The following is a 13,610-nucleotide window of genomic DNA, read 5'->3' on the forward strand; positions in this document are numbered from 1 at the left end:
ATTGAGAGGCTTTACGGGCAGCTTCGCAAACTGTGATCGCCTGTTGCACCCTGGCGATTGCACCCGTCCTGGTGGCTGGCTAACCTGACCCAACCTGTACGAGGATTTCCAGACCATGATTTTCGGTGTCTTCCGGCGTTCTGCCCAAGTGATTGCGGCCTTTCTGTTTCTTGTTGTTCTGCTGGTGTCGGTCGCGGGGCCTGTCCGGGCGCAGGTCAGCCTCTATGGCCAGTTGGAAGGCGAGGCAGAGGCGCAGTCGGTCCCTGATGGGGAAGGCGATGCGCAGGCAGATCCTTTTGCCCGGGCCATCGAACTGGCTGCCGAAAAAGGCGTCGGGGTGATCATCGTCGATGGCACCGGGGCGCGATTGGGCGGTGGCGCTTCGGGCGAAGAGGCTGCAGGGACCCCTGACAAGATGGAAGGGGCCTCGATGTTGATGAAGGCCCAGTCGGAAATGGACATCTTCCGCGACGAGTTGCGCAGCCGGTTGGAGGCGCTCCCCTATTCGGTCTTCGAGATGAAATACATCCTGCGCCAGACCAGTCCGGATGGGCGCATCATGACCTATGTGGAGCTGCTGTTCTGGAGCCTGTTGTTCCTGTTCTTCGGGCGTTGGGTCACGGTCGAGATCTATGGCAAGAGGTTCGCTCTGAAGCATGTCGTTGCCCGGACCAAGGATCAGCCCGAGGGCTATCTCGAGAAGATGCCCTTCCTGGTGTTCCGCTTCCTGCTGGGCGTCGGGGGGACGATCTTCACGATGGCGGTGGCGCTGTTCGGATCCTACCTGATCTTCGGCGCGTCTGAGGATGCTTCGGTGCGGTTGACGGTTCTGGCCATCTATACGGCGTTCTTCCTGTCGCGCACGGTATCGGACCTGTGGCGGATGGTACTGTCGCCCTATCTCAGCCAGTACCGGATTCCGGTGTTTTCCGACCGCGATGCCAAGCGGCTCTATCTTTGGGCGTCGATCCTGGCGACCTATGACATCTCGAGCCTGGTCTTTGCCTCCTGGGTGGGGGATTTTGGCCTCACCTACAATGTCTATGCGGTTGTCTACGGCGGGCTGGCGCTGATCGGACTGATGGGCAATCTGGCGCTTGTGGCCTTCAACGCCCGTGCCATCACCGGGGCGATCCGGGCAGGCTGCCCGCCGGAGGACTGCTCCTGGCTGCTGCGCGTGCTGTCAGTGGCCTGGGCGCCGGCGGTTGTGGCCTATATCGTCTTTGGCTGGCTGGAACTCGCCTTTGACCTGGTGCTGGAGCGGGACATGTCCATCCCGCTGATGATGGGCACCTATCTGGCACTGACCTCGATCCTGGTGGTCTACGGCGTCATCAACTACGGCATCGAGGCCTACGCAGGCAGGCGGCGTCTGCCGCAGCGGGAGGCCGGTGAAGACGAGCCGGAGCCAGGAGAAGGCGAGGAGGCAGCTGCCGCCCCGGCCCGCAGGCGCCATCCCATTGCATCCTTCGAAGACCTGGCGCGCCGGGTGGCGGGGATCCTGGCCTTCGTGATGGGGGCGGTGGCGCTGTTTTACGTCTGGAACCCGGATCTGGACTGGATCGAGGATTCCGCCATCGACCGTCTGTACGATGTCGTGGTGATCCTGTTCATCGGCTATATCGTCTACAATGCGGCGCGCATCTGGATCGATGGAAAGATCGACGAGGAGGTCGGCGATCTGCCCGAGGCCGAGCTGGGCGACGAGGGTGGCGCCGGTGGTGCCAGCCGCCTGGCAACCCTTCTGCCGCTGTTCCGGGGCGCTATCCTTGCGGTGGTGCTGGTGTCGATCATCCTGATCGTGCTGCTGGAACTGGGCATCAATGTCAGCCCGCTGTTTGCCGGTGCCGGTGTGGTCGGTCTGGCGGTGGGCTTTGGTTCGCAGGCGCTGGTGCGGGACATCTTTTCAGGGGCCTTCTTCCTGGTCGATGATGCCTTCCGAAAGGGAGAGTATATCGACATCGGCGATGTGAAGGGTACGGTCGAGAAGATCTCGGTTCGCTCCTTCCAGCTGCGTCATCACCTGGGCGCCCTGCACACCATCCCCTTTGGTGAAATCCGGGTTCTGACCAATTACTCCCGCGATTGGGTGATGATGAAACTGCCGCTGCGGGTGACCTATGACACCGACGTGGAAAAGGTGCGCAAGCTGATCAAGAAGCTGGGGCAGGAGCTGCTCAGCGACCCGGTCATCGGTGACAACTTCATCCAGCCGCTGAAATCACAAGGCGTGATCGAGATGCAGGATTCCGCGATGATCATCCGGGTGAAGTTCATGACCAAGCCGGGCGATCAATGGCTGGTGCGCAAGAAGGTCTACGAGGAAATTCGCCAGCTGTTTGAGCGTGAAGGCATCAAGTTTGCTCACCGCGAGGTCACCGTGCGCCTGGCAGAAGATCAGAGTGACGCCATGACGCCGCAGAAAAAGGAAGCACTGGCAGGTGCGGTACAGGCGGCGATCGATGAGGACCTGCTGGATGTGAACGAGGGCGGGGGCGACCGTTAGATCCGCTCCGGGCGTGCTCCCGCCCCCGCGCCGGTGCGCATGCGCGCTCCGCTTGGGGTTGGGCCGGGCGCCGCGCAGATGCGCGGCGCGGCAGCGTCAGATATCAAGCGGTCCACTGTGCAGGGGACGATCCGGTTTTCCCGGCAGGCCGCGGCCAGTGCATGCGCGTGTCAGCCAGGGACAGCGGCGGTTTCAGCCGCAGTCCCGGACCCCAGCCCGACTGTTCGATTGCCGCAGCATAGTCACCGGTTTCGGCTGCCGTGATCTGAGGCCCGCTGTTCGAGCCTTGCAGGCTGGCCATGAGTTCAGCGGTGCGGGCCAGCGACAGGCGGGCCTGTGGCGCATTGTCCTGCCGTGTCGCCGCATTGAGGGCCGAGATCACGGCGGCGGCCATCAGGTAGCCGGTGGCATGATCCAGCGCTTGCACCGGGAGCGGTACGGGCTTGTCGGCGGCGGCCCAGCTGCGGCCCGTATCGGCGATCCCGGCGCTCATCTGCACCAGGCTGTCAAAGCCGCGCCGTGCGGCCCAGGGGCCGGTCCAGCCATAGGCGTTGAGCGTCACTTCCACCCGGTTCGGCGCGATCCGGTCGCGGATCTCCTGGCCGTAGCCAAGTGCGGCCAGGGCACCGGGGCGATAGCCGTGCACCAGCACGTCGGCGCGGGACAGCAGCGCTTCGAAGCGGCTGCGATCCTGTGCGGTCTTGAGATCCAGCATGGCCATGCGTTTGCCCATGGAAATATCCGGGATCACGCCCGGTTCATCCCAGCCGGGCGGGTCGATCCGCAGCACATCGGCGCCGAAACCGGCCAGCGTGCGCGTCGCAATCGGCCCGGCCAGAACGCGGGTGAGATCCAGCACCTTGAGCCCCGCCAGAGGCCGGGAGGCCGTCGCCCGGGGCAGGGCGCGGGGGGCAATGGCGCGGGGCTGGCCCCATTGCACCAGCGGTTCCGAGGCCACGGCCTGCCCCTGCGGATGGGCCAGCCATTGATCGCGGCTGCGCATGGCGGCGGCGGCTCCGCCCTTGGTGACGATGGCCTGTTCCAGATCATCGCCCTGCCAGGTGGCGACTGCGGCGCGCACCGCCTCTGGCTTTGCGGCGCAGCCCAGCACCGACAGGGCCGCGGCGCGGTGACGGGGCAGGTTGGTGTGCAGCCGGATCCAGCCGTCGGCCGACGGGTAGTTGCCGGCGATTGGATCCCAGAGCGAGGGCATCTCCCAGCCTTCGGGGCGGAAGCTGTAGCCGAACCAGAGCGCGGCAAGGCGCTGATCCACCGTGACCGCAGGGGCTTGCGTCACCAAACCTGCCGCTTGCATATAGTCGGCAAGCTCCACCCCCACTGCGGCGATGCTTGCGGTGGCGAGCTCGCTGACCGCAAAGGCGCTTGGCCAGTGGCCGGTGCCCGTCAGGTCATAGGTGGCGGGGTCGGGGAGGGCATCGATCAGGCTCATTGCTGGTATGGATCCAGACTGTCGCGCAAGCCGTCACCGAGGAAGTTGAAGGCCAGAACCACAACCACGATGGGCAGCATCGGGATGGCGGTCCACCAGTAGATCTCGATATTGGCGAGGTTCTGGGCATCGTTCAACATGACACCCCAGCTGACCGCAGGCGCGCGCAGGCCAAGGCCAAGGAAGGACAACGCGGTTTCGCCCAGGATCATCGCCGGGATCGACAGGGTGGCCGAGGCGATGAGGTGGCTCATGAAGTTCGGCAGCAGATGCTTGCGGATCACCCGCCCTGAGGAGGCCCCCATCATTTCCGCCGCGCGCACGTATTCCTCTTCGCGCAAGGAGAGGAACTTGGCCCTGACCGATCGTGCAAGCCCCGGCCAATCGAGGATGCCGAGGATCACCGAGATGATGAAGAAGACCGCCACCGGCGACCAGTTGGAGGGTACGGCGGCCGAGAGCGCCAGCCACAGGGGCAGTTCGGGCAGGCTGCGCAGGATCTCGATCACCCGGTTGATGACCCAGTCGATCCTGCCGCCGAAATAGCCCGCGACTGAGCCGAAGAAGATCCCCAGCACAAAGGAAACGGTAATGCCGATCAGACCGACGGTCAGCGACAGCTGCGCCCCGTATAGGATACGGCTGAAGACATCGCGCCCCAACCGGTCAGAGCCCCAGAGGAAGAAGGGCACCTCTGCCGAAGGCGCGCAGAACAGATGGGTATCGGCCTCGATCAACCCGGCGATGCGGTAGGATTTGCCCTCGCAGAAGAACCGCAGTGGCATCGGGTTCTCATAGTCCGGCTCGAACTCCCACTGGAAGGTCTCCAGGTTCGCTGCCGAGGTCATCGGATAGATGAAGGGGCCGAGGAATTCGCCCTCGTGGAAGAGGTTGATGCCTTGCGGCGGGGAGTAGAGATGCTCGCTCTGGCGTTCGTTCGGCCCATAGGGGGCGATGAAGCCGACGAAGGGCAGCATCAGGTAGCAGAACAGTAGGAAGGCGCCCGATATCAGCCCCAGCCTATGCGTCTTGAACTTGCGCCAGATCAGCACCCAGTTGGGAGCATCGAGATCCTTGCGCTCCAGCTCGCGGATCGATTGCTGCGGATCATAGGGGGCATCGTCGACAAAGCGACCGTCGGGAAGCTGGCTCATGCGTCACGCCCCTCGTAGCGGATGCGCGGATCCAGAAGGACCAGCAGCACATCGGAAATCATCGTGCCGATCAGGGTCAGAAGGGCGACGAACATCAGGATGAAGGCCGACAGGAACATGTCCTGCGATTTCAGCGCTTGCAGCAGGTCCGGCCCGATGGTCTGCAGCCCCAAGACGACCGAGACCAGAACCGAGCCCGATACCATCGAGGGCAGCAGGTTGCCGATATCGGCGACGAAGGGATTGAAGGCCACTCGCAGCGGATATTTCGCCAGCATCCGCGACGGCGCCATGCCCTTGGCGATGGCGGTCTCCACATAAGGCTTGCCCAGTTCGTCCAGCATGTTGGCACGCAAGCGCTGCATCATCGCCGAGGCGCCCGAGGTGCCGATCACGAAGGTGGGCACGATCAGGTGGATGAGGATCGATTTCACCTTCTCCCAGCTCATTGGCTCGCCTTCATAGATCGGATCCATCAGCCCGCCGATGGGCAGCCCGAACCAGCGGTGACCGTAGTAAAAGAGGATCAGCGCCAGAAGGAAGTTCGGCGTGGCAAGGCCCAGGTAGCCGACAAAGGCCGATGTGTAATCGACCCAGGTGCGCGAGCGCGCCGCCGCCAGCACCCCCAGCGGCAGGGCCACCAGGTAGACGAACAGCACGGCAGCGAGGTTCACAAGCACGGTCAGCCACAGGCTGTCTCCGACGATTTCCGCCACCGGGCGGTCGAACTCGAAGGACCAGCCGAAATTGCCCTGGATCAGACCGGAAAACCCATGCGGGCCGGGCATGAAGCCGATCCAGATGAAGTACTGCTGCCACAAGGGTTTATCGAGAGCATATTCGCGCCGCAGGAATTCGGCCTTTTCCACGCCCGCAGTCTGTCCGCTGGCGCGTAGCTCGGCGATCTGGTTCGACAGGTAGTCGCCGGGGGGCAGGTTGATGATCACGAAGACCAGCACCGACACCACCCAGAGCGTGAGCAGCATGGTGCCGAAACGGTATATGGCGTAGCGCAGGATTTCCATCAGCCCTCACCATCCACAAAGAAGAATTCATCCATCCGATGCACGCCGAAATGCGCACCGGGATCCCAGGCCCAGATGCCGCGTTCCGGCACGTTGCGCAACCTGTTGGACACCACCACCGGCTGTGGAGCGCCTGCGACGATGCCGATGCCATAGACCTGATCGGCGTGGATCTTCAGCATCTGGCGCCAGGCAGCAGAGCGCTCTTCGTCCGTGGTGGCGGTCTCCCAGTCATGCAGCAGGTCCAGCAGGTGCTGGGCGGGCTCCATGTCGGGGGCTTCGCCAGCCGCGCCGCCGGTCTGGTAATACTGCCCCCATTTCGGCCAGGCCAGGAAGACCTGATCGGTGGGCGCGAGATAGGCCGGAGAGGTATAGGGCTGCGGCAGACCGTTGTCCCAGCCGTACCAGACCGAGGCGGTGGTGGTGCCGGAAAACACCCGGTTGCGCAGAATGTCGCGGTCGAGCGGGCGCATCACCAGCTTGACGCCCACATCGCGCCAGTCGTCGGTGATGATCTGCAGGGCGTTTTCCACCTCCTGCCGTTCACCGGCGGTCTCGATGATCAGCTCCATCCGGCGTCCGTCGGGCAGCTTGCGGATGCCATAGCCGTCCTTTTCGGTCAGCCCGACCTCGTCCAGCAGCTGATTGGCCAGATCGGGATCGAACTGAGCCCAGGCCGCGCGCAGGGCGGGGTCGAAAAACGGGCTTTGCTCCAGCACCGTCATGGCGCCGGCTTTGGCCAGGTTGAAATAGAGCGCCCGGTTGATGGCGGCACGGTTGATGGCGACCGACAGGGCGCGGCGCACCCGTACATCGCGCAGCAACGCGCGCCAGACCGGATCGTTGGCGTTCAGGTTCGGATAGATCGCGATCTGCGAGGCGGTGCCGGTGCCCCAGAGGTGGGTCTTGTAGGTGCCGCCGTCCTTCTCGCCCTTGCGCAGGATCGGAATGTCGCGAAAGCCCAGGCCGCGCGCCTGCAGATCCGCCTCTCCGGCGTTGGACTTCGCGGCCACCAGCCCGCCCGAGACGATCTCCATCTCGACGGTGTCGATGTAGGGCAGCTGCACGCCCTTGGCGTCCAGGCGGTGATAATAGGGATTGCGCACGAAGAGCTGGCGGATTTTCTTGCCGACTGTGGCATTCATCCAGGGCTGCAGGGTCGGCAGTTCGAAATTGTCGAACTGGTACATGTTGTCGTATTTGTTGTGCAGCGCGGCCCAGCTTTTGACGCGGGCGTAATCCACTTCATCGGCCAGCGCCGCCGGGTCGGCGTAATCGGCGTGGAACTGTTTCAGATAGGCCGAGGGGCGATAGATGAAGGGCGGGCGGGCCTGCGCCAGATGATGCAGGAAGCCGGGATTGGGATGGGTCCACTCAAAGACCACGGTGGTGGCATCGGGGAATGAGACCTCCGGCAATTCACCCTCGACGCGCATGAAATCGGGCGGGCCTGCGGGGCTCAGCTGCGGGTGGTTGGCAACGTCCTTCCACCAGTATTCGAAATCGGCCGAGGTGAAGGGGGAGCCATCCGACCAGTGGTGGCCGGGGCGCAGCTGCAGGGTGAAACGCCGGTTGTTCTCGACTTCGTAACCCAACAGGATGTCGGGCTGCAGCTTGTAATCGGCGTCATAACCCACAAGCCGGGCATAGCCGTAGACCACCATCTGGCGGATGTCCTTGGAACGCGTCACCATGGTGTTGAGCGCGCCACCCTGCACGCCGTATGCGCGCCCCTTGGCCTCCAGATCGACCACCAGCGGGGTCTCGGGGATGCGTTCTGCCACCGGGGGCAGGTCACCCGCGTCCACCTCCTGCTGCCAGAAGGCGCTTTCCTTCAGCTGCGGCAGGGCCTCTGCCAGGGCGGAAAACGGCAGAAGGGCCACAGCAAGGGCGAGGGCCAGAACGGGTTTCTTGGCGTCAAACATAGCATCGTACCTTGTGTCCGGGCTCCAGCATCACCAGCGGCGGGGCTTCGGCGCCCGTGAATCTGAAGTGCTCGGGCCAGCTGTCCGGGGCACCTGCGCCCTGCGCCACCAGATCCAGATTGATCGGGCGGTCGATATCGGGTTCGGGCTGCGCCGCGATCAGCGCCTTGGTGTAGGGATGCTGGGGATTGTGGAACAGGGTCTCGGGCGGGGCCTGCTCCACGATCAGCCCGCGCCGCATCACCGCGACCTCATCCGCGATACGGGCGACCACGGCCAGATCATGGCTGATAAACAGATAGGAAAGCCCCTGCTGCTCCTGGATCTTCTCCAGCAGGCGCAGGATCTGTTCCTGCACCGAGACATCCAGCGCCGAGGTCGGCTCGTCACAGACGATCAGAGCAGGATCCAGCATCAGGGCGCGGGCAATCGACAGGCGCTGGCGCTGGCCGCCGGAAAAGGCATGCGGGTAGCGTTGCAGCATTTCGGGGCCAAGACCCACTGTCTGCAACATCTTGGCGGCCTTGTCGCGATGCTCAGCCGCCGTGCCGATACCGTGGATTTCCAGCGGTTCCACCATGGTATCCAGAATGCGCATGCGCGGGCTGAGAGAGGAATAGGGGTCCTGGAACACCATCTGCGCCTCGCGTTGAAAGGCGGTGCGGGCGGTGCGGTCCATCTGGTGGACCTTGACGGTCTCGCCTTCCGGGGTCGGGCGGAACAGAACCTCGCCGCCGGGATCTGGCGGCTCGGCTCCCAGCGCAATGCGGGCGGCGGTGGTCTTGCCCGATCCGCTTTCGCCGACGATGGCCAGTGTCTTGCCGCGCGGCAGTTTGAAATCCACCCCCCGGCAGGCGTGGATATAGGTGGGCGGCGCCCAGCCCTTTCCGGCCCGCAGGGTGTAGGTTTTCGAGACGGATTTCAGCTCGAGGATCAGGTCTTCCTTGGCTTGCGGCGGCGCGTTGTGGCTGGCGGCGGGGATCTTGGGCGCGGCTTCGATCAAGGCACGGGTATAGGCATGCGCCGGGTCCGACAGGATCGGCGCGGCGGGGCCTGACTCCATCACGCGGCCCTTGTGCATCACCACCACATCCTCGGCCATATTGGCGACGACGCCCAGATCGTGGGTCACCAGGATCATCGCCATGCCGGTGTCGCGCTGCAGTTCCTTCATCAGCCCCAGAACCTGCGCCTGCGTCGTCACATCCAGCGCGGTCGTCGGCTCGTCCGCGATCAGCAGGTCGGGCTTGGCCACCATCGCCATAGCGATCATCGCCCGCTGGCGCATGCCTCCCGACAGTTCGAACGGGTAGGAGTGATAGGTGCGCTCCGGTTCCGGGAAACCGACGCGCTCGAAGCACTCCAGCACCTCCTTGCGCGCTTCGGCCTCGCTCTTGCGGCCATGCAGCCACAGCACCTCGGAGACCTGGTTGCCGATCCGGTGCAGCGGCGACAGGGAGCGCATCGGCTCCTGGAAAATCATCGCGATCCGGTTGCCGCGCACATTGCGCATCTGCCGTTCGGACAGGGACAGCAATTCAAGCGGCGCCTTGCCGCCATTGAGCGTGATCTTCCCAGAGCGGATCTGTGCCGCACGCGGCAGGATACGCAGGGCGGCGCGGCAGGTGATGGTCTTGCCCGATCCGCTTTCGCCGACCAGGGCCAGGGTGCCACCGGGCGCCACGTCAAAGCTGACGTCCCGCACGACGGGTTCATCCCGGCCAAAGCCGATGCTGAGACCTTCGACTGACAACAGAGGTGTCATTCGGCCCTCCCCGTCCGTGACCGGCGATATCGCGTCATTGTCTTCCCATGTCCCCGTTTTTCTCCCACCATCGCGCGGGCCATGCGCTCTAGTCAAACCCCCATTCACCGATAGCTGGCTGAGGTGCGGGAATTTTGACGCGGCGGATGGTCACCCGGCGGGCTTTGCGGCCCAGTTTTCTGTAATCACTACACATTTGCCGCAAACTCTGACACATCTGCATCACACCGGCCGTATCGCGGCCATGCACCGCAAGGAGAGCCCCCTCATGACCACCCGCCTTGACCTGTTCATTGATCGCATGGTGTCCCAGCGTGCCTGTCTGGATCACGCGATTGCAGAGACCGCGGACATGAGCGGGCCGGTGTTCGAACTGGGGCTCGGCAACGGGCGCACCTATCACCACATGAAGCACAATATCAGCGGGCGCGACATCTATGTGTTCGAGCGCGCGGTGGCCTCGCACCCCGACAGCACCCCGCCGGAAGAGCTGACGATCCTGGGCGATGTGCGCGAGACCCTTCCGGCCGCGCTGGAGCGGTTCGGCGCCACGGCCAGCCTGATCCATGCGGATCTGGGCGGGCACAACCGCGCGAAAAACGATGCCTTCGCCCGGCTGGTCTCGCCGCTGATCGAACCCTTGCTGGCAGTGGGTGGCCTGATGGTGTCCTCGGACCGGATGTATTTCGAGACCTTGCGCGAAATGCCGCTGCCGGACGGCGCTGTCGAGGGGCGTTGCTTTATCTACCGTCGCGACGCCTGATCTGTCTGCGACGTATCGTCATGCTGGCCTGACGCGATACTCTGCTCCTAGGCTGGGGGGAGAAAAGGGAGGCTGCCATGATTTTCTACGATTGCTCCACCGCGCCCAACCCGCGCCGGGCGCGCATGTTCATTGCCGAAAAGGGGCTGACGCCCGAAACGCATGATGTCTCCATCGCCAAGGGCGAACAGCTGGATGCGGCCTTTCTGGCGGTGAACCCGCGGGCCACGATCCCGGTGCTGATCACCGACGCGGGCACCGCCCTGACCGAGAACCTGGGTATCGCCGCCTACCTGGAGGCTGCCTATCCCGAACCGCCTCTGATGGGGCGAGACGCGGATGAAAAGGGGCTGGTGCTGATGTGGAACTCCATCGTCGAACAGCAGGGCGGCGCGCCGATTGCCGAGGTGCTGCGCAACACTCATCCCGCGTTCGAGAACCGCGCCATTCCCGGCCCCGATCACTACGCCCAGATCCCGGCATTGGCGGAACGCGGGCAGCTGCGCACCGCGCGGTTCTTTGACCTCCTGGAGGAACGACTTCGGGAAAGCCCCTATCTGGCGACCGATCATTTCACCCTGGCGGATATCTCGGCCTTCGTTTTTGTGGACTTTGCCCGCGTGATCAAGATCCGCGTGCCCGAAGCCAACAGCGCGACCCTGGCCTGGCAAGAGGCCATCCGCGAACGTCCCAGCGCGCAGCTGTAGGATCAAGGGGCAAAGTTGCTGCGCACCGGGGCAAGGGCGTGGTCCGGTCATGTGCCCGTGTATGCCGGTCTCCGGCGTGCGATCCAGGCGTCCAGCCCTTCGTGGATGTCGGTGGTGGCGGCCATGCGGCCGAATTGCTCGCTTTCGATCTCAAGACCTTCTGTGATTGAGGCGTTGATCCCGCGCGTCACTGCCGTGATGATCCGTGCCGCCGCAATTGGTGAATGGCGCAGAATACGGTCCGCCAGATCGAAGGTGGCAGGCATGAGATCCTCATGGGGAACGACACGGTTCACCAAGCCAAGCTCATAGGCGCGCGCGGCGTCGAATTCGTCGCCGGTCAACAGAAGCTCAAGCGCGCGTTTCCGGCCCGCCAACCTGGGGAGCCGCTGTGTGCCGCCAAAGGTCGGCGGAATGCCGATGTTGATTTCCGGCTTGGCAAATCGCGCCCGGTCGGATGCTACGGCCAGGTGAACCGCTTCGGTGATTTCACAGCCACCCCCAAAGGCAATGCCGTTCACTGCCGCGATGATGGGTTTGGGAAAGGCCTCCAGGCGACGTGTCATGGCCTGCCCCCGGCGCACGAAGGCCTTGATCGCCACATCCGGCCCCTCTTTCACGCTTTGCGAAAATTCGTGGATGTCGCCGCCTGCGGAAAACGCGCGATCCCCGGCACCGGTCAAGACAACCAGGCGCAGGCTGGCGTCGTCCTCGATCCGGTTCAGCAGCTCGAGTATCCGGTCGTTGGTCTGATAGTTCAGCGCGTTCAGCTTTTCCGGCCGATTGAGCGTGAGAATTGCAATCGGTCCCTCGCGTGTCATCAAAACAGTGTCGGTCATCTTCGATACTCCGTCGTTGTGTTGACCCGAGTGTGGGAAGGGGGCAAATTCAAGTAAACTCACTAGGTAGTATACATGGCGAAACCCTCTTCCCTAGAAACCCGGGACCGCATCCTGACGGCGGCGAACAAGCTATTTTACGGCGAAGGAATCCGCGCTGTGAGCGTCGATGCGATTGCCGAAAAGGCCGGGCTGACCAAACGGACGCTCTACTATCATTTCAAAAGCAAGGATGACCTGATCGAGGCCTATCTGATCTCGCGGGACCAGCCCAACCTGGCGGCATTCGCACGGTGGTTCGATGAGGCGGAAGGACCGGTCTCCGCAAAGACACAGGTCATTCTTCAAAGGGTTGCCGAGAATGCGCGCCACCCGAAATGGAAGGGCTGCGGGTTTCTGAGGACCGTCGCGGAGCTGGCAAACATGCCCGGACACCCTGCGGTGGCAGTCGGTGCGCGGCACAAAAAGAAATTCGAACTCTGGCTGGCCAAGAAGTATGCAGAGGCGGGGATTCAGCAGGCACAGGATCTCGCCCGGGCGGTGACCCTGCTGATGGATGGCGCCTTTTCTGCGATGCTGACCCATCGCGATCCGCAATATGCAGAGGATGCAGGGGCTGCGGCTTACCGTCTTGTCGAATTGGCCTGTGCATCGTCTTGAACCCGGGATCGCAGGGCGCCTTGCCTTCCGCCTGAGACAAATAGCGCACCGCTGCCGAATGCGGTGGACATGGCCGGGTACCCGCCGCAGGATATTTGCTGCGCCGCTTGGCGTCTGTGACAAGGTATTCTGCCCATGCCCGCCAAACCGATCCTTCACCGCGACGATCCCACTGCCGCGCCGCTGACCGGGAACGTAAAAGTCACCCGCGCAGATTGGCTGAACGTGGCCATGGATGTGCTGATCAGCGACGGGGTGGAGCGGGTCAAGGTGCTGGCCCTGGCCGAGCGGATGAATGTCTCGCGCTCTTCCTTCTACTGGTACTTCAAGTCGCGTCAGGATCTGCTGGATGCGCTGCTGAAGGAATGGGAGCAGACCAATACCGCCGCCATGGTGGCCCAGGCCGAAGCCACGGCCGAGACGATCACCGGGGCGGTGCTGAATGTCTTTCACTGCATCGAGAACCCGGATCTCTTCAACACGGCGCTGGATTTTGCGGTGCGCGACTGGGCGCGGCGTTCTGGCAAGGTGCGCAGCCTGCTGGACCGCTCGGATGCGCGCCGGGTGGCGGCGCTGACCGACATGTTTGCCCGCTTCGGCTATCCCGAGATGGAGGCGCAGGCACGGGCCAAGGTGCTCTATTACATGCAGCTCGGCTATGACATGGCCGAGCCGAACGAAAGCTACGAATTGCGCATGAAGATGACGCCGGAATACCTGCTGGTGTTTACCGGTAAGGAGGCACAGCCCGAAGAGCTGGAGGCGTTCCGGCGTTACACCCGGGACGTCTGGGATATCTGACCGCGCCTGCAGATG

General features: G+C 63.6%; 11 protein-coding genes. 5 read left to right on the forward strand and 6 right to left on the reverse strand.

Annotated features, from left to right (window positions below; all coding sequences use genetic code 11):
* Positions 1–115: 115 nt before the first annotated feature.
* Positions 116–2,506, forward strand: a complete 2,391-nt coding sequence (locus tag PXK01_RS03140) for a mechanosensitive ion channel family protein (protein WP_274858835.1) — start codon at positions 116–118, stop codon at positions 2,504–2,506.
* A 103-nt stretch (positions 2,507–2,609) separates the two neighbouring features.
* Here the strand turns inward: PXK01_RS03140 and PXK01_RS03145 are convergent, their stop codons facing one another.
* From PXK01_RS03145 to PXK01_RS03165, 5 genes are read right to left on the reverse strand one after another with little or no spacing between them, the layout of a single operon-like run.
* Positions 2,610–3,956 carry a CoA transferase gene (locus tag PXK01_RS03145; protein WP_274858836.1) on the reverse strand — a complete coding sequence of 449 codons (1,347 nt, stop codon included), beginning with the start codon at positions 3,954–3,956 and terminating at the stop codon, positions 2,610–2,612.
* A complete protein-coding gene (locus PXK01_RS03150; protein ID WP_274858837.1) occupies positions 3,953–5,110 on the reverse strand; it encodes an ABC transporter permease in 1,158 nt (385 codons plus the stop codon). Before PXK01_RS03150 ends, PXK01_RS03145 begins: the two co-directional genes overlap by 4 nt.
* A complete protein-coding gene (locus PXK01_RS03155) occupies positions 5,107–6,135 on the reverse strand; it encodes an ABC transporter permease (protein ID WP_274858838.1) in 1,029 nt (342 codons plus the stop codon). Before PXK01_RS03155 ends, PXK01_RS03150 begins: the two co-directional genes overlap by 4 nt.
* Positions 6,135–8,060, reverse strand: coding sequence for an ABC transporter substrate-binding protein (locus PXK01_RS03160; protein WP_274858839.1), 1,926 nt, complete (start codon positions 8,058–8,060; stop codon positions 6,135–6,137). The genes PXK01_RS03155 and PXK01_RS03160 overlap by 1 nt, the downstream gene beginning before the upstream one ends.
* A complete protein-coding gene (locus PXK01_RS03165) occupies positions 8,053–9,825 on the reverse strand; it encodes an ABC transporter ATP-binding protein (protein WP_274858840.1) in 1,773 nt (590 codons plus the stop codon). The genes PXK01_RS03160 and PXK01_RS03165 overlap by 8 nt, the downstream gene beginning before the upstream one ends.
* Positions 9,826–10,093: 268 nt before the next feature.
* On the opposite strand from PXK01_RS03165, the gene PXK01_RS03170 reads away from it, so the two are divergent.
* Together PXK01_RS03170 and PXK01_RS03175 are read left to right on the forward strand one after the other, a co-directional pair.
* Positions 10,094–10,588, forward strand: coding sequence for a class I SAM-dependent methyltransferase (locus PXK01_RS03170; protein ID WP_274858841.1), 495 nt, complete (start codon positions 10,094–10,096; stop codon positions 10,586–10,588).
* A 77-nt stretch (positions 10,589–10,665) separates the two neighbouring features.
* Positions 10,666–11,295, forward strand: coding sequence for a glutathione S-transferase family protein (locus tag PXK01_RS03175; RefSeq protein ID WP_274858842.1), 630 nt, complete (start codon positions 10,666–10,668; stop codon positions 11,293–11,295).
* Positions 11,296–11,342: 47 nt separating this feature from the next.
* On the opposite strand, the gene PXK01_RS03180 is transcribed toward PXK01_RS03175, so the two are convergent.
* Complete coding sequence (locus tag PXK01_RS03180) at positions 11,343–12,134, reverse strand: crotonase/enoyl-CoA hydratase family protein (protein WP_274847836.1); 792 nt, start codon at positions 12,132–12,134, stop codon at positions 11,343–11,345.
* A 75-nt stretch (positions 12,135–12,209) separates the two neighbouring features.
* Between PXK01_RS03180 and PXK01_RS03185 the strand changes: the two genes are divergently transcribed.
* Positions 12,210–12,794: a TetR/AcrR family transcriptional regulator gene (locus tag PXK01_RS03185; RefSeq protein ID WP_274858843.1), complete on the forward strand. Its 585-nt coding sequence runs from the start codon at positions 12,210–12,212 to the stop codon at positions 12,792–12,794.
* 135 nt (positions 12,795–12,929) lie between these two features.
* Positions 12,930–13,595, forward strand: coding sequence for a TetR/AcrR family transcriptional regulator (locus tag PXK01_RS03190; protein WP_274847838.1), 666 nt, complete (start codon positions 12,930–12,932; stop codon positions 13,593–13,595).
* The last annotated feature ends 15 nt before the right edge of the window (positions 13,596–13,610 follow it).

The sequence above is a fragment of the Phaeobacter sp. PT47_59 genome, from assembly GCF_028890025.1.
Lineage (GTDB): Bacteria > Pseudomonadota > Alphaproteobacteria > Rhodobacterales > Rhodobacteraceae > Phycobacter.